Annotated in this window: 22 protein-coding genes; 14 read left to right on the plus strand and 8 right to left on the minus strand. The window is 70.8% G+C overall.

The genetic code is table 11. The features are described from left to right. The first annotated feature begins 501 nt into the window (after window positions 1-501). The 6 genes from ACWG52_RS38110 to ACWG52_RS38135 all read left to right on the plus strand — a co-directional run bounded on the left by ACWG52_RS38110 (window position 502) and on the right by ACWG52_RS38135 (window position 7473). On the plus strand, window positions 502-705 hold the full coding sequence (locus ACWG52_RS38110; protein ID WP_004986771.1) for a cold-shock protein: 204 nt from the start codon (window positions 502-504) through the stop codon (window positions 703-705). A 369-nt stretch (window positions 706-1074) separates the two neighbouring features. Then, the gene (locus ACWG52_RS38115; RefSeq protein ID WP_453127306.1) at window positions 1075-2592 is read left to right on the plus strand and encodes a DEAD/DEAH box helicase; all 1518 of its coding nucleotides are present in this window, start codon (window positions 1075-1077) and stop codon (window positions 2590-2592) included. A 27-nt stretch (window positions 2593-2619) separates the two neighbouring features. Then, the gene (locus ACWG52_RS38120) at window positions 2620-2952 is read left to right on the plus strand and encodes an SCO5918 family protein (RefSeq protein ID WP_389817518.1); all 333 of its coding nucleotides are present in this window, start codon (window positions 2620-2622) and stop codon (window positions 2950-2952) included. A 447-nt stretch (window positions 2953-3399) separates the two neighbouring features. Further along, window positions 3400-3738, plus strand: coding sequence for a MerR family transcriptional regulator (locus ACWG52_RS38125; protein WP_030731378.1), 339 nt, complete (start codon window positions 3400-3402; stop codon window positions 3736-3738). 190 nt (window positions 3739-3928) lie between these two features. Then, window positions 3929-6493, plus strand: a complete 2565-nt coding sequence (locus ACWG52_RS38130) for a molybdopterin-dependent oxidoreductase (RefSeq protein ID WP_389817514.1) — start codon at window positions 3929-3931, stop codon at window positions 6491-6493. Beyond that, complete coding sequence (locus tag ACWG52_RS38135) at window positions 6490-7473, plus strand: FAD binding domain-containing protein (RefSeq protein WP_389817511.1); 984 nt, start codon at window positions 6490-6492, stop codon at window positions 7471-7473. Before ACWG52_RS38130 ends, ACWG52_RS38135 begins: the two co-directional genes overlap by 4 nt. Window positions 7474-7494: 21 nt before the next feature. Here the strand turns inward: ACWG52_RS38135 and ACWG52_RS38140 are convergent, their stop codons facing one another. After that, window positions 7495-8610 (minus strand): ABC transporter substrate-binding protein, encoded by a 1116-nt coding sequence (locus ACWG52_RS38140; protein ID WP_390168642.1) that lies wholly within the window; start codon window positions 8608-8610, stop codon window positions 7495-7497. A gap of 205 nt (window positions 8611-8815) precedes the next feature. Here ACWG52_RS38140 and ACWG52_RS38145 point away from each other — a divergent pair, with 205 nt between their 5' ends. The 5 genes from ACWG52_RS38145 (at window position 8816) to ACWG52_RS38165 (ending at window position 12958) form a co-directional block, all read left to right on the plus strand. Next, entirely contained in the window at window positions 8816-9403 is a 588-nt protein-coding gene (locus ACWG52_RS38145) for a hypothetical protein (protein WP_389817503.1), read from the plus strand. Window positions 9404-9484: 81 nt separating this feature from the next. Then, window positions 9485-9991 (plus strand): linear amide C-N hydrolase, encoded by a 507-nt coding sequence (locus ACWG52_RS38150; RefSeq protein ID WP_453127310.1) that lies wholly within the window; start codon window positions 9485-9487, stop codon window positions 9989-9991. Next, complete coding sequence (locus ACWG52_RS38155) at window positions 9981-10481, plus strand: linear amide C-N hydrolase (protein ID WP_453127312.1); 501 nt, start codon at window positions 9981-9983, stop codon at window positions 10479-10481. Before ACWG52_RS38150 ends, ACWG52_RS38155 begins: the two co-directional genes overlap by 11 nt. Before the next feature lie 201 nt (window positions 10482-10682). Further along, window positions 10683-11828: a glycoside hydrolase family 64 protein gene (locus tag ACWG52_RS38160; protein ID WP_453129098.1), complete on the plus strand. Its 1146-nt coding sequence runs from the start codon at window positions 10683-10685 to the stop codon at window positions 11826-11828. Between the two features lie 66 nt (window positions 11829-11894). Next, a protein-coding gene (locus ACWG52_RS38165) for an IS630 family transposase (RefSeq protein WP_453127314.1) occupies window positions 11895-12958 on the plus strand; the annotation gives its coding sequence in 2 pieces (ribosomal slippage) (window positions 11895-12342 and window positions 12342-12958; 1065 coding nt in all). 68 nt (window positions 12959-13026) lie between these two features. Here the strand turns inward: ACWG52_RS38165 and ACWG52_RS38170 are convergent. The 4 genes from ACWG52_RS38170 to istA form a co-directional block, all read right to left on the minus strand. After that, entirely contained in the window at window positions 13027-13698 is a 672-nt protein-coding gene (locus ACWG52_RS38170) for a hypothetical protein (protein ID WP_365366728.1), read from the minus strand. A gap of 309 nt (window positions 13699-14007) precedes the next feature. Continuing rightward, complete coding sequence (locus ACWG52_RS38175; RefSeq protein WP_389817485.1) at window positions 14008-14505, minus strand: DUF4265 domain-containing protein; 498 nt, start codon at window positions 14503-14505, stop codon at window positions 14008-14010. Window positions 14506-14585: 80 nt separating this feature from the next. After that, a complete protein-coding gene (istB, locus tag ACWG52_RS38180; protein WP_453127318.1) occupies window positions 14586-15350 on the minus strand; it encodes an IS21-like element helper ATPase IstB in 765 nt (254 codons plus the stop codon). Continuing rightward, the gene (gene istA / locus ACWG52_RS38185; RefSeq protein WP_390137806.1) at window positions 15347-16957 is read right to left on the minus strand and encodes an IS21 family transposase; all 1611 of its coding nucleotides are present in this window, start codon (window positions 16955-16957) and stop codon (window positions 15347-15349) included. Before istA ends, istB begins: the two co-directional genes overlap by 4 nt. 816 nt (window positions 16958-17773) lie before the next feature. On the opposite strand from istA, the gene ACWG52_RS38190 reads away from it, so the two are divergent. Then, the gene (locus ACWG52_RS38190) at window positions 17774-19285 is read left to right on the plus strand and encodes a glutamate synthase subunit beta (RefSeq protein ID WP_389817479.1); all 1512 of its coding nucleotides are present in this window, start codon (window positions 17774-17776) and stop codon (window positions 19283-19285) included. A gap of 37 nt (window positions 19286-19322) precedes the next feature. On the opposite strand, the gene ACWG52_RS38195 is transcribed toward ACWG52_RS38190, so the two are convergent. Further along, on the minus strand, window positions 19323-20195 hold the full coding sequence (locus tag ACWG52_RS38195) for a DUF3626 domain-containing protein (RefSeq protein ID WP_389817476.1): 873 nt from the start codon (window positions 20193-20195) through the stop codon (window positions 19323-19325). 110 nt (window positions 20196-20305) lie between these two features. Continuing rightward, window positions 20306-21040, minus strand: coding sequence for a translation initiation factor IF-2 (locus tag ACWG52_RS38200; RefSeq protein WP_389817473.1), 735 nt, complete (start codon window positions 21038-21040; stop codon window positions 20306-20308). A 549-nt stretch (window positions 21041-21589) separates the two neighbouring features. On the opposite strand from ACWG52_RS38200, the gene ACWG52_RS38205 reads away from it, so the two are divergent. Both ACWG52_RS38205 and ACWG52_RS38210 read left to right on the plus strand, forming a co-directional pair. Next, window positions 21590-21988, plus strand: a complete 399-nt coding sequence (locus ACWG52_RS38205; protein ID WP_389817470.1) for a hypothetical protein — start codon at window positions 21590-21592, stop codon at window positions 21986-21988. Between the two features lie 104 nt (window positions 21989-22092). Then, window positions 22093-22437, plus strand: coding sequence for a hypothetical protein (locus ACWG52_RS38210; RefSeq protein ID WP_389817467.1), 345 nt, complete (start codon window positions 22093-22095; stop codon window positions 22435-22437). Here the strand turns inward: ACWG52_RS38210 and ACWG52_RS38215 are convergent. Next, complete coding sequence (locus ACWG52_RS38215) at window positions 22418-23551, minus strand: FAD-dependent oxidoreductase (RefSeq protein WP_453127320.1); 1134 nt, start codon at window positions 23549-23551, stop codon at window positions 22418-22420. The two genes, ACWG52_RS38210 and ACWG52_RS38215, sit on opposite strands and share 20 nt — an antisense overlap. Between the last annotated feature and the right edge of the window lie 174 nt (window positions 23552-23725).

The following is a 23725-nucleotide window of genomic DNA, read 5'->3' on the forward strand; positions in this document are numbered from 1 at the left end:
ACAGAACGTAACCCACCCGACCCGAAAGACCGACCGTCACGACCGCACGGCGAGCCGCGCGAGCGGGCCCTGACACGGGACGGATCCCAACTGCCCTCATGCGGGCCGAGGTTGAAGCGACCGCCCGCCGTCCTACCCCTGACGTCCGTCGGTGCGCGCGGGGCCGGCCAACCGGACGTGACCCGTGTGACCCGCATGACCTCCGTGGGTCGGAGCCATATCTGTGCCCGCGCGATGAGAATTGGAAGAACCGCGCCATGAGGCTTTTTCCCGCAGCGGGCGAAGTGAAATCTTTCACCATACAACTGGTGTCGATTCGTGCTACTGTCGATCTCAGTTGCAGTTGTGGTTCCCAAAACTTCAAGTCCTCCCAGCAGGTGTCCACGCCCCTGGGATGCTTTTATTTTTACCGGTCAGTCATCATCGGTCGGGGTAATCATCGCGGCGACACGGGATCCACACGGTGTGGATCCCGATGTACTGCCCCAAAGGAGATATGACATGGCTACTGGAACCGTGAAGTGGTTCAACGCGGAAAAGGGCTTCGGCTTCATCGAGCAGGACGGTGGCGGCGCCGACGTCTTCGCCCACTACTCGAACATCGCCGCCCAGGGCTTCCGTGAGCTGCTCGAGGGCCAGAAGGTCAGCTTCGACATCGCGCAGGGCCAGAAGGGCCCGACGGCCGAGAACATCGTTCCCGCCTGACGCTGACACGCACGTCGTAGCTGGGGCCCGCATCCTTCGGGGTGCGGGCCCCAGCTACGCGCATTTTTGCCCCGACCCGTCACCGCCCCGTCCTGTCCCGTGATCGACCGGCCGCTCCGCCGCGCGCGGGCCGCGGGCACGACGCCGAGGTATCCGCCGTCCTTCGTGCGCGTATCGCGCCACGGCCGATACGCCGGGATGCGCACCCTGACGGACGGCGTCACCTATTTTTTCAGTACCTGCACCCGCCAGGATCTCCGGCCGGGCAGGTTCGTTTCGAATTTTCATTCGGCCCGTTTCTTGCAATTCTCCGCGTAGTGCACGCCTGCGGGAATTCCTTGATATGCGCCGTATCGAGGAAGGTTCCGCATGAACCGCACGCGCACGAACGACCGATTCGCCCGCACGCGCAACAGCACGGCCGGATCCGGCAAGAGCGGCGGCCGCTTCGGCGGTTCGGCCCCCAGCCGATCCGGTGGCCCGAGCCGTTCCGGTGGCCCGAGCCGCTCCGGTGGGTACGGACGCCGGCCCGCCGCGGTGCAGGGCGAGTTCGCTCTGCCCGAGACGATCACTCCCGCGCTGCCCGCCGTCGAGGCTTTTGCCGATCTGGCCATGCCCGCGGAGCTGCTGGCCGCACTCACCGTGCAGGGTGTGACGGTGCCGTTCCCGATCCAGGGCGCGACCCTGCCGAACTCCCTGGCCGGCCGCGATGTGCTCGGTCGCGGGCGGACCGGCTCCGGTAAGACCCTGGCCTTCGGGCTGGCGCTGCTGGCCCGTACGGTCGGCCGACGTGCCGAGCCCCGTCAGCCGCTCGCGCTGGTCCTCGTACCGACCCGCGAGCTGGCCCAGCAGGTCACCGACGCCCTCACCCCGTACGCCCGTGCGGTCAGGCTGCGGCTTGCCACGGTCGTCGGCGGGATGCCGATCGGCCGGCAGGCGGGTGCGCTGCGTGGTGGCGCCGAGGTCGTGGTCGCCACGCCGGGCCGGCTGAAGGACCTCATCGACCGCGGTGACTGCCGACTCGACCAGGTCGCGATCACCGTTCTGGACGAGGCCGACCAGATGGCCGACATGGGCTTCATGCCGCAGGTCACCGCATTGCTGGACCAGGTGCGCCCCGAGGGGCAGCGGATGCTGTTCTCCGCCACCCTCGACCGCAACGTCGACCTGCTGGTGCGCCGCTACCTGAGCGACCCGGTCGTCCACTCGGTGGACCCGTCCGCGGGCGCCGTCACGACGATGGAGCACCACGTGCTGCACGTGCACGGCGGTGACAAGCACCGCACGACGACGGAGATCGCGGCCCGGGAGGGCCGGGTGATCATGTTCCTGGACACCAAGCACGCCGTCGACCGGCTGACCCAGGACCTGCTGAACAGCGGTGTCCGGGCCGCCGCCCTGCACGGGGGGAAGTCGCAGCCGCAGCGCACGCGTACCCTGGCGCAGTTCAAGACCGGGCACGTCAGCGTGCTCGTCGCCACGAACGTCGCCGCCCGTGGCATCCACGTCGACAACCTCGACCTGGTCGTCAACGTGGATCCGCCGACCGACCACAAGGATTACCTGCACCGTGGTGGGCGTACCGCCCGTGCCGGGGAGTCCGGCAGTGTCGTCACGCTGGTCACCCCGAACCAGCGCCGCGACATGACCCGCCTGATGGCCGCCGCCGGGATCGTCCCGCAGACCACCCAGGTCCGCTCCGGCGAAGAGGCCCTGACCAGGATCACCGGCGCCCAGGCCCCCTCCGGCATCCCCGTCACCATCACCGCCCCGGCGGTCGAACGGCGCGAGCGTGGCGGCCCCACCCCGCGCAACCGGCGCCGCCCCGCCGCCGCGGCCGCCCGCCGCAGGCCGGCACGGCAGTCCGCCGCCGACGCCGTAGCGTGAACCCTTCTTCTCCCCTTGTGAGGCATCATGCGCGTCGTCATCGCCCGATTCCCCTTCGACCTGACCAAGAGCGGGGTGCTGGAGTCGATGAAGGGCGTCAAGCCCGAGCCCGTCGACGGTGAGTCCGTGATCATCGGACGCCGGCACTACCCGGTCAAGCAGGTCGGCCAGGTCATCACCCGCCAGGACCGCCGGGACTTCAGCGCCGCGGAGGTCGTACGAGCCATGAACCTGCTCGGTTTCACCTGCCGCAGCCTGCCGCAGGCCGCCCCCGCGCCGACGACCACCCCCGGCCTCACCGCGTTCCAGCGGGCATCGGCGATGCTCGGCGAGCCCGCACCCGTGTCGGCTTCCGTCTGACCGCACAGCACCACCGGCAGCACCGGTAGCACCAGCAGTACCACTGAGGGCCCGACCGGCACATTCGGTCGGGCCCTCAGTGCTGTGCCGATCGACACAAGATCTCTTACGGTCCAACAGAAGAAAATCTGTTGCCGACACGGTAGACATCCGGTCGCGATGTGCCTAGGGTTTCTCCCATAGCCAAGATCGAAGGAAGGGAGAGGCGAACACCATCAGGATCGCCCGGGCAGGCAGCACACGGCTCGGGCACCGTACGACCCCGAACGGCAGGTGGTCCCCGGTCAGGCATCCACGCTCCCCGCACTCCCGCCCTCTCCAGGGCGCGACCGCGGAAACAGAAGGTCGGCGCAGCGCTGAGGCCGACAGATGGTGTTGAATTCCCTTCAGGGCCTTGGTGCCGTACGGCACCAAGGCCCTTCGACGCGTTCTCAAGAAGAGGTGCAGATGACAGCGGATGACTCGCTCGGCGGCCGGCTGGACGACGATGACTACCCCGCCTACACGATGGGCCGGGCCGCCGAACTCCTCGGCGCGACCCCCGGCTTCCTGCGCGCCATCGGCGAGGCCCGTCTGATCACACCGTTGCGCTCCCCGGGCGGACACCGCCGGTACTCGCGCTACCAGCTCCGGATCGCGGCCCGCGCCCGGGAACTCGTGGACCAGGGCACCCCGGTCGAAGCCGCCTGCCGCATCGTCATCCTTGAGGACCAGCTCGAAGAGGCTCAGCGCATCAACGCCGAGTTCCGCCGCGCCGCGACCGCCACGCCCGACGACTCCCGCTGAGCACCCACCGTTCTGCGTACCGTCGGAGCGCGGCAGGGCGCGCTCTTCGAGATCCGCACCAGGGGAGTCGGGACGACCGGCCCGCGGGGCGCCGAACTGCGGCCGAGCCGTGAGCGGGATATCAAGGAGCGTGACGGCCTGAGCGAGGCCGGACAGGCGCCACCCCCCCCCGCGGTGAGGAGAACGTCTCGTGGAGTTCGAGGTCAATGGCACCCGGCACGCGGTGGACGTGGACGACGACCCGACCACCGTGGAGGTGGTCCGGGACCGACTGGGTCTGACCGGCACCAAACTCGTCTGCGCCGGCGGGGTGTGCGGCGCCTGCACGATCCAGGTCGACGGTGAACCCCGGGTCTCCTGCCTGACACCGGCGGTCGGTCTCGCCGGCCGCCGGGTGACGACCGTGGAGGGCCTGGCCGATCACCCGATCGGCCGCGCCTTCGCCGGCGAGGACGCCCTCCAGTGCGGCTACTGCACCCCCGGGTTCGTGGTCGGGGCGGCGGCGTTCTTCGAGCGGTGGCGGGCCACCCACGGCCCCACCCGCCCCGGACGGGAGCAGATCGCCGACGCCCTCGCGGGCCACCTCTGCCGGTGCGGCGCCTACGAGGGAATCTTCGACGCCGTGGCCGCCGCCTGCGCGGGCGACTACGACACCGCCCCGACCGGCGGCCGGGCACCGGCGGTCCCGCGCACCGAAGCCCCCGAGAAGGCCGACGGATCGGCCCGGTACACCACGGACCTGCGCCCCGAGGGACTGCTGGAAGGGGTGATCATCCGCTCGCCGCACGCCCATGCGCACGTACGCTCCCTCGAAGCCGGGGACGTACCCCTGGTCCCCCTGCTGCCCCCAGACGGCGTGGTGCGCTACGTCGGCCAGCCGGTCGCCGCCGTCGCGGCGCCGGACCGGGCCTCCGCACGGGCGGCGGCCGCGCGGGTCAGGGTGGACTACGAGGTCCTGCCGGCGGCCCTGGACGCACGCCAGGCCCGAACCGGCGAGGGTCCCTCGGTCTACGAGGACAAGGCGGCACGCAAGCGGGCGCCGGGTTCCGGCGAGACCCCCCAACTGGTGCCCGCCCGCTGGCGCGGCAACCTCCGCGGCCCGTCCGCCATGAGCAAGCGTCCCGCCACGGCCGTACGCCGGATCACCGAGGCCCGCCGCCGCACCCCCGAACGGGTCGTGGAGGGTGTCTACACCACCGCCGCGCAGACACACACCCCACTCGAACCGCACGCCTGCCTCGCCCGGTGGAACGACGGCACCCTCCACCTGGAGGTGTCCACCCAGTCGGTGAAACGCACGGCGGAGCTGGCAGCCGAACGCTTCGGCGTACCCGTCGAACGGGTGGTGGCGCGGGCCGTCCACGTGGGCGGCGGCTTCGGCTGCAAGATGGGACTGACCTCCGACGTCGTCGCCGCCGTCGAACTGGCCCGGCTGCACGACGCCCCCGTACGCGTGGTGCTCGACAGGGACGAGGAACTCACCGACGGCGGATACCGCCCCGGCACCCGCATCCGACTCGCGATGGTCGCGGACGAAGCCGGCGATCTGAGCGCACTGGCCATGGACGCGGACAACGACGGCGGCGTCTCGATCGGCGGCACCGTCGCCGCGCTGGCCCGATTCATGTACGGCAAGGCCCCGCGCCGGCTCCGCGACTTCGACACGGTCACCCACCGGCCCCCGGGCGCCCCGTTCCGCGGCCCCGGTGGCCCCACCATGTGCTGGGCCCTGGAACAGGCCGTCGACGAGATGGCCCACCGGCTCGGCCAGGACCCCATCGCCCTGCGCCGCCGCTGGGACGGCAACCCCAAGCGGCACGCCCTCTACGACCGGGCGGCCGCACTCCCGGTATGGTCCGGCCCCCGCGGCGGCACCGGCCGGTTCCGCCGCGGCGTCGGCGTCGCGGCGGCCAACTGGATGTACTTCCTCGACCCCGTCACCGAGGTCGAGCTCACCGTCGAGGACGGGATCGTCGTCGCCCGCTGCGCCGTACAGGACATGGGCACCGGCTCGCGCACCGTGCTGCGCCGCGCCGTCGCCGCGGGACTCGGCCTGCCGGAGGCGCGGGTGCGCGCCGAGGTCGGCCGCAGCGACACCGTCCACGGGCCCACCTCCGGCGGCAGCCGCACCACACCCTCCCTCGTGCCCGCCGCCGCGGACGCCGCGGACCGGCTGCGCGACGCCCTCGGCGGCGGTGACATCGCCGCCCGGCTGGACACCGCGCACGGCGTACGGGTCACCGGCCGGCGCCCCCGCGACCGCCGGGGCTTCGTGACCCCCTTCACCATGGGCGGGATCGCCATCGGCCGCGGATTCACCGGATCGGTCCAGGTCGCCGAGGTCGAGGTGGACACCCGACTCGGCCGCGTCCGCCCGCTGAGCGTGTGGAGCGGGATCGCGGCGGGCCGCATCCACGAGGACCGCCTCGCCCGCAGCCAGTGCCAAGGAGCCGTCGTACAGGGCGTCGGCTACGCCCTGTACGAGGAGCGGCGCACCGACCCGCTCACCGGGCGGGTGCTCACCGAGAACATGGAGGACTACCGCATCCCCGGCATCGGCGACACCCCCGAGATCACCATCCACTTCCACCAGGAGGGCTTCGACCACGTGCCCGGTGGCGGAGTCGGCCTCGGCGAGATCGCGACCCTGCCCACCGCGGCCTGCCTGGCCAACGCGGTCCACGACGCCACCGGCTGGCGCCCGTACGACATGCCCATCCGCCCCGACCGGCTCCTGGAAGGACTGGCCCCGTGAGCACCGAGACCGCCCTCACCGACCTCTCGGCCGCCGTCCTCGCCCGCGGCGGGGAACTGCGCGCCGGTGGCACCGACACCACCGCCCGACAGCGCAGCGGCGTGTCTCCCGGACCGTTCACCGACCTCGCCGGCGCCGCCCACCTACGCGGCTGCACCTCGCTGCCCGGCGGCGGCCTGCGGATCGGCGCCCTGACGACCCTCGCCGAGCTGGCCATCGATCCGCAGGTGCACGCCGGCTGGCCGGCCCTGGCCCTGGCGGCCGGGACCGCCGCCACCCCGCAGATCCGGTCCGCCGGCACGGTGGGCGGCAACCTGCTGCAGCGCAACCGCTGTTGGTACTACCGCAATCCTCACTTCAGCTGCCTCCAGAAGGGCGGCACAGCCTGCCCCGCACGCCAGGGCGACCACCACTTCGGCGTGGTCAGCGGAGACGGGCCGTGCGTGGCCCCCCACCCGTCCACCCTCGCGATGGCCCTGCTCACCTACGACGCCGAGGCCCATGTCCACGGCGACTCCCCGCGCTCCGTCGCCGAGCTGTACGGGGACGGCGACCGGCTCGCCCACGCCGACCACCTGCTGCCGCCGGACCGCATCCTCACCGCGGTCCAGCTGCCCGCACCCCTGCCCGGCGAACGAGCCGCCTGCCACCGGGCCATCAGCCGGGCCCATGCCGAATGGCCCCTGGTCGAGGCCACCGCCCGAGTGGTGCTCGACGGCTCCACCGTCACCCACGCCGCCGTCGCGGCGGGCGGGGTGGCCCGCGTACCGCTGCGCCTCACGGAGGTGGAGGCCGCCCTGATCGGCCGGGAAGCCACCCCCGACGTCCTCGCCGCGGCCGCGGAGACGGTCCTCGCCCGCTGCCGGCCGCTGCCGCAGACCGGCTACAAGGCCACGCTGTTCCGCAACACCGTCCTGGACGTCCTGGAACAGGCGGCCCTCGGCCCGGCCACCGCACGCGAGGGCGCGCGGCGCACCTGATTCCTGACCCACCCCGTCCGCTCAGCCGGTGTGCAGGACACGGAAGCGATCGGGGTGCGCCGGGTCCCGATCGACGACCTGGGTCGGAGCCCAGGTCCATTGCCGAACGCCGATGCCGGGCACGCGGGAGAAGCGGATCAGGCCGCGGGTGCCTTCGACCGCGACACGCGTCCAGGGATCCGGGGCGCGCCCCTCGTCCGCGCCGCGGGAGCGCAGCACCTCGGCCAGGACGACCACCGTGTCGTACCCCTCGAAGGCGACGAACGAGGGCGCCACGCCCAGCCGCTCGCGGAGGGCCGCCTCGACCCGCGCACCGAGCGGACCGAGCCGATCGGGCAGATAGCGCAGGAACGGGACCGCGGCGCTGTCGCCGCCCAGCAGCCGCGCCCACGTGGGGAACTCCGGTTGCCCGGCCGGGGCACCGATCATGATCTCGGCGAGCCGCCGGTCGCGGCGGACGGCTCGGACGATCGGGACCGCCGGTTCCGGGTGGCCGACCAGAAGAAGAAGGGCCGTCGCACCAGGGTCGACGAGTGCCTCGCACACCGCGGTGGGGGAGAGGGTGGTCATGTCGAGTTCGACGACGGAGCCACCGCGCGGAGCGAGGTACTCCCGCAGGACGCGGGTCCCTGACGCCCAGTAGACGCTCGACTGCGTCGCCACGGCGATGCGCCGGTGACCCGCCCCGAGGAGGAAGTCCGCGTAGATCCGCCAGCCGTGGGACTGCGCCGGCGCGAGGCGCGCGACCCACTCCGTCGGCTGCTCGGTGAGCGCGTCGAGAACCGCAGACGAACAGAGGAACGGCACGCCGAGGGCATCGGCCCTGGCCGCGGCGGCGCGCGCGACGACACTGTGGTACTCACCCGCCAGAGCGGCCACGCCGAGGCCGGCCAACTCCTCCACGGCCGCCGCGGCCTTCTGCGGATCGGCCGCGGTGTCGCGTACCAGCAGTTCGAGCGGCCTTCCGGCGATCCCGCCGGCGGCGTTCACCTCGTGAACGGCCAGCTGGAGTCCGACGAGCAGGTGGTGGCCCGCCTCGACCCATCCGGGCGTGCTCAGCGGGACCAGGGCCCCGATCCGCACGGTTGCCCCGTCGGACCGCCCGGCCGCGAGCGGTGAAGGTGGTGGCGTCGTCATGCGTCAGCGTCTCCCGAGCGGCGGTTCGGTCGCGGCGTACCCCGACCGCAGCGCGAACGGCCGGTGGCGCCGAGCGTAGCCGAGCCGAAAGCGGCCCCGGCGGGCGGGCCATCCGGGCGGGGCGCGCGGTGCGTACGGCATGGCGCCCCGGGCCGCGGCGCCCCCGCGACGCATGCTGGGTCTCCCCACCCCGCAGGAGAGGCCTGTGAGTGATCCCAGACCGCGAGTGACCGCCACGAAACCGCCGGCCGCCACCGCGGCCGAGGGCATTCCCGCGCCCGGGGTCATCGGCATCGGACTCGCCGCGGTGCTGACGTTCGCGCTGGCCCAGGGCTCGTGGCAGTGGTTCGCCACGTTCATCGGGGTGACGCTGCTCGCGGTGTTGCTCGCCTTCCAACGACGGGCGGAGTGGAGCCCTGACGTCCGCTCGCCGTACATACGTGGCCTGATCGCGTACTCGCTGGTCGTCGGGCTGTGCGTGGCGATCGCCGCCGCCCCCCTGCTGCAGCGCCGGGCCTGGCTCTTCCCGATGCCGGGTACGCGCGCCGACTGCGGGCTGGTGGGCAGGTACCAGGCCCTCCAGGTGGAAGCCGCGCTCGGGAACCTGGCCTCCGGTGACGGCGCGGCCGTGGCATTCGTGCAACAGGACCAGGCACGCAAGGCGGTTGCCGAGTGCCTGGCGGCCACGACGACCTTGTGGCTGCCGGTCTACGGAGTGGGGGTGGCGATGCTGGTCGGGGTGTGCGCGTGGTTCCGCGACCGGGCCCGCGCCCGGTCGGTCCCCGTCGGTTAGCCGGAGCCGGAGCCGTGGCGGCCGGTCCCGAACGGGGTCCGCCGCGTACGGCTCACACAGAGAGGGATGAGGGATTCACCCATGTGCACGCGGATCTTGTGGAACAGCAACCACCACGCCGTCCTCGCCGGCCGGACGATGGACTGGCCGGAATCGACCGAGCCGGTCCTGACCGTCTTCCCCCGGGGGATCGAGCGCGACGGCGGCACGCTGGCCGGCACCACCGTCGTCGACGACAACCCCCTGCGCTGGACGAGCCGCTTGGGCAGCATCGTGACCACCGTCTACGGCGCGGGCACGGCCGACGGCCTCAACGAAGCGGGACTCGCGGCCCACATGCTGTACCTGGACAGCACCGACCTCGGCCCGCGCGACCCCAGCAGGCCGGGCCTCCAGATCGGCCTGTGGATCCAGTACCTGTTGGACGGCGCCCACACGGTGCGGGAAGCCCTGGACCTGCTCGACACCTGCCAGTTGGTGCCGGTCGAGCTGCGGGGCTTCCGGGCCTCCGTGCACGTGGCCGGAGGACGCGTCGGGGGACTCCGCGATCGTCGAGTACCTCGCGGGTCAACGGCAGGTGCACCATGACCGCAGCTACACGATCATGACGAACGAACCCTCCTACGAGGAACAGCTCCGCCTGCTGCGGGAGAAGGTCCGGGCCGTGCAAGGGCTCGGCCACGACCGGCCGAACAGCGAAGTACCCCTGCCCGGGAACGTGAACGCGGTCGACCGCTTCCAACGTGCCGCCTACTTCGGCTCACTGCTGCCCGAGCCGGCGGACGACCGGCAGGCGGTCGCCGCCATCCTCGCCGTCACCCGCAACGCCTCGGTGCCCTTCGGCGCGCCGTACCGCGAGGGGAGGTTCCACACCTACAACACCGAGTACCGCACGGTCTGCGACCTCACCAGCAAGCGCTACTTCCTCGAACTCGCCACCAGCCCCAACCTCCTGTGGGCCGAGATCGACCGCTTCGACCTGGCACCCGGCGCACCGGTCATGACCCTGGATCCGGAGGCGATCGACCTCGTGGGGGACGTCTCGGACCGGTTCACGCCCGCCCCCGCGCCGTTCTGACTCCTCCGGCTCCGTGGGCCGGGCCGGTCGAGCCATCCCAAGCCATTGACAGAAGGTGAACGCGCGCCGAGTCTGAGAGCGCTCTCAGTCGTCAATTCATGGGCATGGGAGCGCCGCGCACCTCCCCCCACTTCCAGGTGTCCCCTCAGGAGGCAGCTCGTGTTCCGCTTATCGAAAGTGCTTGCGTCCGGGCTCTCGGCGCTGGTTGTCGCCGCCGGCCTGATCACGTTCGGCCCGTCGGAGGCAGAGGCCGTACCGGCGACCGTCCCGCTCACGATCAAGAACAACTCGGGCCGTACCGAGCCGGTGTACGTGTACAACTTGGGAACGCAGCTGACGACCGGCCGGCAGGGCTGGGCCGACGCCGGCGGTACGTTCCACCCGTGGCCCGTGGGAGGCAATCCCCCCACGCCCGCGCCCGACGCATCCATCGTGGGTCCGGCCAACGGTCAGACGAAGACCATCCGCATACCCAAGTTCTCCGGACGCGTCTACTTCTCCATCGGTCAGAAGATCGTCTTCAAGCTCAGCACCGGCGGCCTGGTGCAGCCCGCCGTACAGAACCCCTCCGACCCCAACCGCAACATCCTCTTCAACTGGTCCGAGTACACGCTCAACGACGCCGGCCTGTGGATCAACAGCACCCAGGTCGACATGTTCTCGGCCCCGTACGCGGTGGGCGTGAAGGCGGCCAACGGCACGGTCACGCACACGGGCCGGCTCAAGCCGGGCGGCTACAACGCCGTCTTCGGTCAGCTGCGTTCGGCCGGCTGGGGCGGACTGATCCAGAACCGCCCCGACGGCACGCCGCTGCGCGCCCTCTCACCCGGTCACGGCATCGAGGTGGGCGCCATCCCGGCCGGCGTCATGAACGACTACATCAACCGGGTCTGGAACAAGTACAGCTCCTCCACGCTCACCGTGACGCCCTTCGCCGACCGACCCGACATCAAGTACTACGGCCGGGTCTCGGGCAACGTCATGAACTTCACCAACGGATCGGGATCTGTGGTCACCAGCTTCCAGAAGCCCGACTCCGACAGCGTCTTCGGCTGCTACAAGCTCCTGGACGCCCCCAACGACCTCGTCCGCGGCCCGATCTCCCGCACCCTGTGCGCGGGCTTCAACCGGTCGACGCTGTTGACCAACGCGGCCCAACCCGACCCGAACGGCGCCAACTTCTACCGTGACCCCGTCACCAACCACTACTCCCGCGTCATCCACGGGCAGATGGTCGACGGCAAGGCGTACGGCTTCGCCTTCGACGACGTGGGCGCACACGAGGCACTGGTCCACGACGGCAACCCGCAAGAGGCCTTCATGACGCTGGAACCCTTCAACTACTGAACTTGATTGGGTGACGTCGGAGCCGTTCGCCTGACGACGGCCAGTCCGCTCCAGTAGCCCTGGACCGTGAGATACGCACAGGGCGGCGGGTTGACCGACGCCGGGAGGGCCGCGAGGGAGCGGGTCCGGCTGCAGGCCGTGGAACGCTTCGAGGACGGGCAGAAGAACGGGGAGATCGCTGCCGCGTTGCGGGTCAGCGAGCGGTCCGTGGAGCGGTGGCGGCACCAGTGGCGCGAGCGTGGTGAGGCCGGGGTCCTGTCGAAGGGATCGCCTGGGCGGCCGAGGCTCAGTGAAGCGCAGATCGCCATGCTGGAGCAGGAGTTGGAGCGTGGACCGCTGGTCCACGGCTGGGCTGACCAGCGGTGGACGCTGGCTCGGATCAAGACGCTGATCGGCCGGCTGTTCCACGTCAGCTACACGGTGGAGGGCACTTGGCAGCTGCTGAAGCGGCACGGCTGGTCGTGGCAGCAGCCCGCCCGGCGGGCGGTCGAACGCGACGACCAGGCGGTTGAGGTCTGGAAGAAGGAGACCTGGCCGCTGGTAAGAGCACCGCGGCGGCGTGCAACGGCTGGATCGTCTTCGAGGACAAAGCCGGACAGTCGATGACGCCGCCGCGAGCGAGAAGCTGGGGACGCAAGGGCTGCACGCCGGTGGTCCGGGTCCATGGCCGGGGCTCAGGCCGGGTGTCGATGGCCGGGCTGACCTGCTACAAGCCGGGGAAGCGGTCCCGGATGTTCTACTCGGTCCGCGAGTACCGGGGCCGCAAGGGCGAGCCGAAGGGCATCGGCTGGCGAGACCTGCGCGACCTGCTGGTCAGGGCACACATCCAGCTCGGCGGCCCGATCGTGCTCGTGTGGGACAACCTGCGCATGCACCTGGCCGAACCGATGCGCGAGTTCATCGCCGACCACGCGGACTGGCTCACCGTCTTCCAGCTTCCGAGTTACTCACCGGACTTGAACCCGCAAGAGGGCATCTGGTCGCTGGTCAAGCGCGACATCGGCAACCTCGCCGCAGCGGACCTCGGCCAGATCACCCGCGCTGTCAGGCGCAGGCTCAAGCAGATCCAGTACCGCCCAGACCTGGTCGACGGGTGCCTCACCGGCACCAGACTGATCACGGATGGCTGACCGACATTGAGCGGCCATCGGCGGGTAATGATGTGCGGGTGATCATTGCCCGCCGAGAGTGTATCGACTCAGCCGATTTCAACATTCCAGCCCATGATGACGGTGAGGGAGGATGCCACCACCAGGACTCCGATGAGAGCGACGGTCACTCGGCGAACCCTGCCAATGGCGTCTTCTGTCGAACCGGTGTCCCCGAGGTACCGCCGCGCGGAACCGAGCAGGCATACGCCCATGGCGATGAACCAAGGCTCATAGAACAATATGTTCCACAGGTTCATCGAGGTCACATTCAGGGTTACCCAGTCATCCGGGTAATCGATCTCGATGGCGCCGCACAGTTCGAGCAGATGTGTGAAGGCTCCAGCGACGCCGTGCGTCACGCTGAAGACTCCACCCAGCAGTACCGGGCTCAGACATGCGGCCAGCATGAGGGGCTTGGGTATCTGTTTCCCGGGGAGGACCGGTGACTTATGGGGAATCGTCCGCACGCGCGGTTGGGTGAGGAAGAGGCAGGCCACTCCGCCAAGCAGGATGATCAGCCCGGCCACGTAGTTGGCCATGTACCAGGAGGGGAGGCTCTCCGGCGTGGAGGTCCCCGGCACTCCGATCGTGCCGCCCGCTCCCTGATAGAAGCGCACGAATACGGCGTATCCCACGGCAAGGCCGAAGCCCCAGTAGCCGGCCCGTGAGCCCCGGACGCCCGGCTGCCCGCCTTGGACGGATTCTGTCGTCTCGCTCACCGCTGACTCCTCGATTAAAGGGCTGTTGACGGCATCTGACTGGGTTTCGGCAGCCGATGGCGCCCGCAATAGCTGCCCGCCTGACGGTAAGCGGGGGCTGATGTGCAACATGCTGGATTCGGTGCGTCGACGCATGTCGTTACTCTGCCGAGGGACAAAGGGGCCGCGCATCCACCCAGGGGCGCAAGGTGTTCCTCCCCCATCCGGGGGAGACATGGAACCACCTGTCGACGGTCACGCAATTCCCCAGGTCAAACGCCAGACAATTCCCCACCCTCTCGCCGCCTGAGCGAGCCGTCCCGGCGGCGCTCAATCGTCCTGAGTGCCTGCACTGGCTCTCCAGGTGGCAGTGACACATCCCTCTTCCCAGTGCCACCAGCCTTTCGCGTCGCCGTGTTGCAAGAGCTTGCGGATCCGCTGGATGTCCGCTTCCGGAGGGATGTCCAGCGCGACCATCCGGAACTGCTCGATGCCCTCGCCGGTGGTGCCGAGTCGGTGGAAGGTCTCCAGCACGGTCTGCCGGGCCGCAGCCGAGCCGCCGTCCTTCAACACGATCAACCGGATGGTGCAGTTCTCCGAGGCGTGAACGGTCTCCCCGGCCCAGCGCAGGCCGTCGTCATCGATGTCCACGCGGATGACATCGCCGCTGGCAACTCCGCGGACGAACCATGGAGTGTTGTCGAGACGCACCGTTCCGTCGCCGAGGTCCACTGCCCACAGGCTCTCGACACTCGCCGGCGGCCAGCCGTCCTCGTCCACCTCCATTCGGAAGTGGACCTTCACGTGGGCGTCGCTGATGTTCGTCACCGGGCCATCATCCACGTGGCCTAGCGGGACGGAACCGCGGGGCTGCGGCCAGCGATCACTTCAGCACCCCGCGGCGCCGGTCAAGGGGTCGGAGGTTTCTCGCTGGGGTTTCGGGGGCGCTTGTTCGGTCGGTAGCTGGGACCGATCATGATCACTTGGTGGCTGGTGCTGATCAGCCGGTCCAGGAGGGACTCGGCGACGACGGGGTTGGGGAAGAGGGGATACCAGTCGCTGGGCGCCCGGTTACTGGTGATGATCAGGGAACGGCCCTGCCGTTCGCTCACCAGCTCGTAGAGGTCGTCCGCCTGGGCTGCGGTGAGCTGGCGCATGGCGAAGTCGTCGAGGATCAGCAAATCAGGACGGACGATTTCGCGCAGGCGCCGGTCCCAGGTGCGGTCCGCGTGGCCGCCGGCGAGCTCGGCCAGGATGCGACTGGTCTTGGCGAAGCGGACGTTGGCACCCTGGCGGATGGCGAGGTGCCCGAGGGCCTGCGCGACGTGTGTCTTTCCGACGCCGACGGGCCCGAACAGAATTACGGACTCACCGGCGTGGAGCCAGCACAGGGCCGCCAGGTCGCGGATCTGGGCGGCGGGCAGCTTCGGGGACGCGTTGAAGTCGAAGCCCTCCAGAGTGACCTGCTGCTCGAACTTCGCCTTGCGCAGGCGGCGTTCGAAGGCGACGGTCTCACGTCGGGTGATCTCGTCCTGGCAGAGGACCTGGAGGAAGTCGAGGTGGCCGAGTTCGCCGCCGTGGGCCTGGGCGAGGCGGGCGTCAAGGGTCTCCAGCATCCCCGACAGTCGCAGGGTCTTGAGCGATTCACGCAGGGCGGTGTCCATCACGCTCATCGCACGGCCCCCTCAGCGTCGCCGTCCTCCTGGTGATCGTGACGCTCGCCGGGTGTCTGGGTGGGGATGTCGGCGCCGAACAGGCCCTCGGGCCCGTGGAGGAAGGCCGCCGCGCCGGCGTCGCCGGTGTCGGGTTCGGGGTCGGTCTCGGGTTCGGGGTCGGTCTCGGTGCCCGCGACCAGGATGCTGATGGTGCGGTAAGACGGATCGCCGACCAAGATGGCCTTCGCGCAGGCGGCCTCCAGACGCTGGTCACCGTACTTCTTCCGCAGCCCGAGCACTCCCTGGGCGGCTCGGAGCCGGTAGAGCGCGTTGACCTCCAGCAGCTGGTCGATCACCTCCCGGCAGGCGTCGCCGACCTCGGACGCCTGGCTGCGGCACCACATCGGCGTCCGCATCTGAAAGGCGATCTTCTCGGGCGGGTAGTCGCTGGCATCGGTGCGCTTGCCCTGCTCCAGAGCCGCGTGCGTCTTGACCAGCCCGCCCTCGTGGAAGACCTGCACCATGGTGGCGGTGGAGCGGGCATCCACCCGGCGGCCGATCAGCTTCCAGGGCACCGAGTAGAGGGTGCGGCCGACCTTGATGTGGATGTCCGGGCCGACGGTCGCGGTCGACCACTTCGCCAGCACGAACGGTGTCTCGGGCAGCGGGAGGAGGGCTTCGGCCTCGGCGGCCTCGAACACCGCCAGCGGTGCCGCCCCCTGCAGCGGCCGGCAATGGCGGCGCCCGGCGGTCTCCCTGACCCAGGTCAGGGCCTCGGCCTGCATGTGGTCGAGGGAGGTGAACTGGCGTCCGCTCCAGAACGAGTCCCTGATGTAGGGCATGGGCCGCTCCACCCTGGGCTTGTCCTTCGGGTGCAAGGCCCTGGCCGGATCCACCAACGTCCCGTAGTGGGCGGCGAGTTCGGCGTACGACTTGTTGATCTGCGGGTCGTAGAGGTCGGGCTTGTCCACCCCGGTCTTCAGGTTGTCCGGCACCAGACGGCGCGGGACACCCCCGAAGAAGCGGAACGCGTCCACGTGGGCCAGGGTCCAGGCGTGCTGGTCCATGTGGGTCACGGGACGTACGAACATGTGCCGCGAGCAGGGCAGCAACATCACAAATGCCCAGATCCGGTGCCTTTTGCCGGACCTGGGGTTGATCCACTGCCCCAGGAAGCCGTAGTCGATCTGGGCCTCCGAGCCCGGCTCGACCTCCTCACGCAGCACCGTCACCTTCGACCGGGCCGCCTCATCGGGAAGGTTCTCGTGAACCCACCGCCGCAGCGACGTGAGCGACGCCTTCAGCTTCCGCTCGTCCCGCAGCCGCTGGTGGATCGTGGTGACCGTGGTCGTCTCCAACAGCTGCTTGATGTAGTCGCGGTGCTGCTCGATCTCCGGCCAGGTCAGCTGGTTCAGCCGCCGACTGGCCAGCTCCGGGAACCAGCTCTTGATCAGCTTGGCCCAGTCCGCCTCGCTCATGGGCGGCCCGCCCGGGGTCATCCCGGCCGCCTCCGCCGGCGCCAGGTACTTCCCGACCGTCTTGCGGTCCACCCCCAGCGAAGTGGCCAGCTGGCTCTTCGACCGGCCCGCGTACCAGTGGACGTAGATCTCGACGATGTCGACCACGGTGAATGTTCTCCTTGCCATCCGGTGTGTCCGTCGGCCCCTCGGCTCGCAGGTCGAGGGACGCCTGCGGCACCGAGATGGCCAGGACCCTCAACCCGGCACCGGCATGCCCATGGGGAACCAGACCGATTCGCAAGGAATAGCTATCTAACGATCAAACCACCCGAAACAGGGAAAACGCGTGCGAGTTCGATCACGCCCGAGCACGCTCGGCACGGTCAGCTTCCCCATGGGGACTCGTGACCGCGGGGATGGGGAATTACGCCGACACGAAAGCGCGATTCGTGGGGAATTGCACGACCGTCGACACCACCAAGACCCCAGCCCACCCCAGTGACACCTACCGACTCGGCCAGCCCTCTCGGGCTCGGTCAAGCCGCCGCCCTGCGCGCATCTCACAGCCACAAGGCAAGACCTACACACCGTCAGGCGAACGGCCCGACATCACCCAATCAAGTTCAGTAGTGCCGCCGGGACCGCGGCCTTCGGACCGGCGACGGCGGGCCCGACGTCGGAGATCGGTACCGGCCTCACCTCGCGGAGGCCGGTACCGCCCCGGCCGTGGCTCGACGCCGCTGACACCCCCCTCACGGGCCGTACGAGCGCACCCGGGCGCGCAGGACGCCGCCCCGGTGGGGCGCCTCACGCCGTCACCTTCCGCACCCGCCCCGTCACTCATCGGTCACTCACCGCGGTCGGCCAGGGCGGAGCCGCGAAGGCGGCGTAATCTGGCTGAACCGCCACAGAATGCGCGTACGAGTGGCACGGTGCGCGGTCCGTGCACCTCGCCGCGCCCACGATCCAGGGAGGCGGCGCGTGACCGATCCGTTCGGCTTCCTCAGGATCCCCCGCGAGGCCGTCCCGGCCCGCCCCGTCGATCAACGACTCGGCGACTGGCACGAGGTCTACGCCGGCCAGGCGCTGCTGCCGCTCGTCTCCCGACAGGCCGACCGCTGCATGGACTGCGGCATACCCTTCTGCCACACGGGCTGCCCCCTGGGAAACCTCATCCCCGAGTGGAACGCGTACGCCGCCCGCGGCGATTGGCAGGCGGCGTACGAGCGGCTCCACGCGACCAACAACTTCCCGGAGGTCACGGGCAGGCTCTGCCCGGCCCCCTGCGAGGACGCCTGCGTCCTCACGATCAACGCCGACCCGGTCACCATCAAGAACGTCGAGCAGGCGATCGCGGACGAGGGCAGACGGCGCGGCTACATGGCACCCAGACCACCGGACAAGCACAGCGGCAGGACGGTGGCCGTCATCGGTTCCGGCCCCGCCGGACTGGCCGCGGCGCAGCAGCTGACCCGGGCCGGCCATCGGGTCACGGTCCACGAGCGCGCCGACCGGATCGGCGGACTGCTGCGCTACGGCATCCCCGAGTTCAAGATGGAGAAGGCCCACCTGGACCGCCGTATCGATCAGATGCGCGGCGAGGGCACGGTGTTCGTCACGGGTGCGGACATCGGTGGCGCCTGCGGTGCCGGGGCGGACGAGCTGCGGAGCCGGTGCGATGCCGTCGTCGTGGCGATCGGGGCCGGCGAGCGGCGGGAGCTGCCGGTACCGGGCCGTTCGCTGCACGGTATCCACCAAGCCATGGACTACCTGACCTGCGCGAACCGGGTACGGGAGGGTGACTACGCCGTGTCGCCCGTCACCGCCGAAGGCAGACACGTGGTCATCGTGGGCGGCGGAGACACCGGCTCCGACTGCCTCGGGACGGCCTTGCGGCAGGGCGCGGTCTCCGTGCTCCAGCTCGACATCAACCCGGAGCCCGGCCCGGGCCGGAGCGACGACGAGCCCTGGCCGGTGTACCCGAGGACGTACCGGATCTCCCACGCCCACGAAGAGGCGCGCGGGCACGCGGGACGGGACCCCCGACTGTTCGCCCGCGCCACCCTGCGCTTCGAAGGGGACGCGGCGGGCCGGGTACGGGCGCTGCACCTGACCGCCGTCGAGCCGGTGGGCCGCAGCCCGCTGGCCGGTACCGAGGACGTCATACCCGCCGGGTTGGTCCTGCTGGCCCTCGGCTTCTCGGGCCCCGAGCGGGCCGGCGGCCTGCGCGAGCAGCTGGCGCTGGAGGTGGACGAGCGCGGCAACTTCGCGCGGGACGCGGGCTTCGCGGCGGGCGGCGGACGGGCCCCGGGCGTGTTCGTCGCGGGTGACGCGGGTCGGGGGCAGTCGCTGGTGGTGTGGGCCATCGCCGAGGGCCGGGCGGCTGCCGCCGCCGTGGACCGCTACCTGACCGGCTCCACCTGCCTCCCGGCCCCGATCGCCGCGCACGACCGGCCCATGACGGCCCTGGGACGCATGCGCTACGGGCTCTGACGGCGGGCCGTCCGGGCCCGCCTCGGAGGCATCGCCGTCAGGGAGCCAGGGCCCGGTCCGCCCGGGCCAGGTTCCGGGACGTACCGAAGCGCGCCAGGTAGTGCCACACCTTCTTGACCGCCTGGGGGTCGTGCCGATCGGCCCGTACGGCCTCTCCGACGATCCGCGGGTCGAGTACGCCCTCCACCGCGATCCGCGAGCCCAGGTCCACGTATTCCTGGCCGCGATAGTCGGGGTGCCGGCGCAGTTCTTCGACCCCGAGCCGAAAGCCGGGGTGCCACTCCACCGGGCAGCCGAGACGCAGAGCCGAAGCCTCGACGATCGTGCCTCGGAAACAGGGGTCCAGGACCAGCGCCTCCACATCGTGGTGCAGCCGGACCGGCCCGTGGACCTGGGCCTCGACGTAGTCGTCGAGCTCGTCCTGCTGATCGGCACGGGCGAGTTCGACGAGCCCCATACGGGCCGCGACACCGAAGTCCGACGGTTCGAGGAAACTGTCCGGGTAGCTGAACGTGGTCCGCGTCAGCGTCTGCGCGGTCAGCCGGAAGTGGGCCGAGCCGAACCGTGGCGCCCCGCCGACCGGTTTGCGACGGAAGTTCAACGCCCCGTAGACGGGCCGCTCCTGAGCGGTCGCCTCGTCGTACGCCCCGTCGAAGATCCGGCTCTCCCAACGCCACCGGTCGCCGCCGGGATACGCGGTCAGCCCGCCGTTGCTGGTCCCCGTGACGAACTGCGAGCGGTAGACGCCGTCCTCGGCCAGGGCGTCCAGGACCGACTTGCCGTGCAGCGGACGGTCGGGGTGGAAGTTGAGGGTCACCCGTAGCGTCGGATCCACGGGTGGGCCCGACGCCAGTTCCGCGACATGACGAAGGGCCCGTTCCTGCGCGGTCGGAGAGGCTGCGGAGCTCATCGGCACAGTCTTCCCCAGCCTGGTCGACGGGCGCACGCGGATTGTCCGCCGCGAACCGGATCTCGCGCAGGCGGGAAGGTACCGATGGCCCTTCTTGGGATCGGCCCCGTTCAGTGCGGTGGCGGTGCCGGGTGCAGGGCGTTGCCGACGGTGCAGCCGCCCTCTCCCGGCATCCGCTGGATCCGAGGCGGCACCCATACCTCGGTGGTGCCGGGGCCCACGCGGGCGAGAAGGCAGTCCTGCGCGCCGAAGCCGTCGCCCTTCACGGACAGCAGAACGCCGACCCGGCCGCCCTCCGCCTTCACCTCGGTACGGATCGCCGGATCCAGGCCCAGGGCGGCGAGCGTACGGTGCACCTCGGCCTCGTCGACCCGGCCGCCCTCCGGTACCCGGGGAAGGTTCGCGCGGAGCTCCTCGGCCGGCAGCCGGGGCGGTTCGGGTGGCGGGGCGAAGGTCAGCGGAGCGACATCCGGGCAGTCCACGGCACGCGGATCCGCGCGCCATTCGGACGTCGGTGACACCCGCACCACGAAACAGCGCAGCACGGTGACCTCTTCGAGGTCGAACCAACTGTTGTACGCCGAACCGGACGTGCGGACGACCACGTCGACGCCGTCCCCGTCGTGTGTCGAGGTGCCCGTCACCCGCAGGACGTCCACGCCGTCGATGCCGGAAGCGGAGCGCCCGACCTCCTCGGCCGTGCGCGGACGTTGGCCGTAGAGGCGCTCGCCCACTCTCCTGGCCGCTTCCCGTGCGGCGTCCGTCGCCTCGTCCGTGGAGGGCTGCACCACCCCACAGCCGACGGTGAGCAGCAACAGCGGGGCGAGCAGAAGCAGTCGGCGCATGTCTCCACCCTTCCGGTGCCGCGTACGCACAGCGGCGTAGGTGATCGTACTCAGCCGGTACGACGATCGGACGAGGGGTCGGCCGGTGACTGTCCGGCGGCGATCGCACATGAGACATCGCGGGCGCCGCCGTCCGCGGAGCAACGACCGTCCTGTTCGCTCGCGTCGCGTCCTCGCGCGCGAGGCGCGACGACCGGGGGCGGAAGCCGGAGCCCCCCGCCGTTCGCAGACGGACTGCCGATGTCGTCTCCGCACCCACCCTTTCGGCGGATTCCGTCATGGGCCCGGGGCCACCGCATCCCGCTGTGAAAAGGCCCTCCGGGGGGCCTGGTCGGCGTAGGGCCGGATGATTCGCTCCCCGCGGTGGAAGGACCCTGCCAGGATGGCGAAGCCTCTGATGCACGTGGCGAGGAGAACGAGTTGACCAGTCCCGAGGCCCAAGGGCCCAAGCTGTCGCCGACGCATCGGCCGACGAAGCCGGTGGAGCCGACGCGACGGCAACCGGTCACGGAGCCCAGAACCCAGCTGCCGGGCCTGCCTCGGCCGCGTATGCAGATCCGGAACCGCCGGACGGCGGCGCTGACGTTCCGCGCCGACGAGTGGGCCCCGGCGAAGGCCGCGACCCAGGCCCTGGCTGTCGTCCGCGGGTGGAGCTGTTCGGGGGTGGACGAGCAGGACATGGAAGCCGCGGTGAGGCTCTTGGTCACCGCGGCCGTGCGGGACGGCGGACGCCGCATCAGCGTCCATCTCGCCGACCAGGCCGAGAAGATCCTGGTGGTCGCCCTCAGCCACCAGCCCGGCGCCGCGCCCGAGGGCGCGGTCTTCGCCGCGCTCACGGCCCTGGCCACCGTCGACAGTTGCGGTGACGACCTGGCCGACGACGGCCGCCGCCTGTGGGCCCTCCTCGACACGGCGCCCGGCCCCCGCCGGCCCCCGCCAGTGGCTTGAGGGCCTGTCTTTCGGATCATGCCGGTCGAGCCCGCGTCGCCCGGTGTCCTGCGTCGCGAGGAGGCCGTCACCCGACGCGGGGAGCCGTCGGGTTCAATGGCGCCATGCCGAGACGCCCCAGGACGAAGAAGCAGCGGCCTCCTTTCGGCATACCCAGGGAGATCGTCCTGCTGGCGGGACGCGACGACGTGTGGCCCTACACGTTCGTCACCGATGGGGCGGGTGGTGGATGCGGCAAGGTCGCGATGCCCGTCGACGCGGCCGTCGAGGACGTCCGGGCGGCGCTCTTCGCACCGCTGGCGGACCTCGCGCGGACCCTCCACGGAGTCGAGATCGGAGTGACCTGGTCCGTCCTGACACCGGATGCGTGGGTCGGGCACGTCCGGCGCGACATCGCCCCGGCCGATCCCGCGCCGTCCGAAGGGCGACTCATCGGTCCTTCTTGGTGATCATTTCGATCAGAGCGTGAAGCTTGTCGCCGTGCTCGGTGTCGATCCCATCCATCTCCGCCCCCTCGAAGGCGACGACCTCGCTGCTACGGGGGAACATGACCTGCTCGTACTCGGTGAGCGCGGCCTCGACGTCGTCGGGGTGTGCGGCGAGGGCCTGGCCGAGATCGGCGCCGTCGAGCATGGCGAGGTTGGCGCCTTCGCCGTTCGGGGGCGCGAGGTGGGCGGCGTCGCCGACCAGGGTCACTCCCGGCACCCGGTCCCACCGGTGCTCGGTGGGCAGGGTGTACTGATGGCGCAGGACCGGCCCTGTGTCGCCGTCGGTGATCAGGGCGGTGAGGTCCGGTGCCCAGCCGTCGTACTCGCTCGCGATACGTGCCGTGGCCGCGGCCGCATCGGTGAAGTCGATGGCGGCGAACCAGTCCAGCGGCCTGGCCGGCGACACGTAGGTGTGCAAGGTGTCCCCGGTCTCCCGGTGGGCGAAGATCTCCCGGCCCGGCGCGGCCACGATCAGCATCCCGCCGCCGACCGCCTTCGCGGAGGCCGGATGACGGGTGTCGGCGTCGAACAGGTACGTCTCGACGAACGATGTGCCCGCGTACTCGGGGGTGGCGGTGGAGAGCAGCGGACGGACCCGTGACCAGGCACCGTCCGCGCCCACCAGGAGACCTGTGACGACCCTGCCGCCGTCGTCGAACCGCACCTCGTGGCGGCCCTCGCCGAGGGCGCGGATGCCGACGGCCTTGTGCCCCCACCGGACGGTTCCGGCCGGGATCGAGTCCAACAGGATCCGCCGTAACTCGCCGCGCTGCACCTCGGGGCGACCGCCCGTGCCGTCGTCGGCCTTGTCGAGCAGGACCGTCCCGTCCGGGTCGAGGACGCGCATCGCCTGTCGGCCCTCCAGGACGATGGAGTGGAACTCCTCCAGCAGTCCGGCGGCCTTGAGGGCGAGCTGCCCGTTGTAGTCGTGAATGTCGAGCAGCCCGCCCTGCAGGCGTGCCGAGGGGGAGGCCTCGGCCTGGTAGACCGTGACCGGAATCCCGTGGACGTGCAGGACGCGGGCCAGGGTGAGTCCGCCGAGTCCGGCGCCGATGATCGTGACGGGTGTATGCATGGCGGTCGCTCCTTCGGGATCGGGCCGGCCGGAGGTGGGTCGGCCGTCTCCCTGAAAGGTGCCGGGCCCCGCCGACGGGCCGCCGACAGGTCACCGACAGCACCTGACAGAGCGCCGACACCGCGGGTCCGCCGGCCCGACCGGCCGGCGCCGTCCACCGTGCGCCGTCCACCC

This window comes from Streptomyces sp. CLCI03, assembly GCF_053615355.1.

Excerpts from the sequence above, each read along its gene's own strand:
- istB (WP_453127318.1), bottom strand. The coding sequence starts at position 15,350 with ATGAGCGTGATGGACACCGCCCTGCGTGAATCGCTCAAGACCCTGCGA.
- ACWG52_RS38205 (WP_389817470.1), top strand. The coding sequence starts at position 21,590 with ATGCAGATCCGGAACCGCCGGACGGCGGCGCTGACGTTCCGCGCCGAC.
- ACWG52_RS38210 (WP_389817467.1), top strand. The coding sequence starts at position 22,093 with ATGCCGAGACGCCCCAGGACGAAGAAGCAGCGGCCTCCTTTCGGCATA.
- ACWG52_RS38215 (WP_453127320.1), bottom strand. The coding sequence starts at position 23,551 with ATGCATACACCCGTCACGATCATCGGCGCCGGACTCGGCGGACTCACC.
- ACWG52_RS38115 (WP_453127306.1), top strand. The coding sequence starts at position 1,075 with ATGAACCGCACGCGCACGAACGACCGATTCGCCCGCACGCGCAACAGC.
- ACWG52_RS38200 (WP_389817473.1), bottom strand. The coding sequence starts at position 21,040 with ATGCGCCGACTGCTTCTGCTCGCCCCGCTGTTGCTGCTCACCGTCGGC.
- ACWG52_RS38140 (WP_390168642.1), bottom strand. The coding sequence starts at position 8,610 with ATGACGACGCCACCACCTTCACCGCTCGCGGCCGGGCGGTCCGACGGG.
- ACWG52_RS38195 (WP_389817476.1), bottom strand. The coding sequence starts at position 20,195 with ATGAGCTCCGCAGCCTCTCCGACCGCGCAGGAACGGGCCCTTCGTCAT.
- ACWG52_RS38150 (WP_453127310.1), top strand. The coding sequence starts at position 9,485 with ATGTGCACGCGGATCTTGTGGAACAGCAACCACCACGCCGTCCTCGCC.
- ACWG52_RS38125 (WP_030731378.1), top strand. The coding sequence starts at position 3,400 with ATGACAGCGGATGACTCGCTCGGCGGCCGGCTGGACGACGATGACTAC.
- ACWG52_RS38120 (WP_389817518.1), top strand. The coding sequence starts at position 2,620 with ATGCGCGTCGTCATCGCCCGATTCCCCTTCGACCTGACCAAGAGCGGG.
- ACWG52_RS38110 (WP_004986771.1), top strand. The coding sequence starts at position 502 with ATGGCTACTGGAACCGTGAAGTGGTTCAACGCGGAAAAGGGCTTCGGC.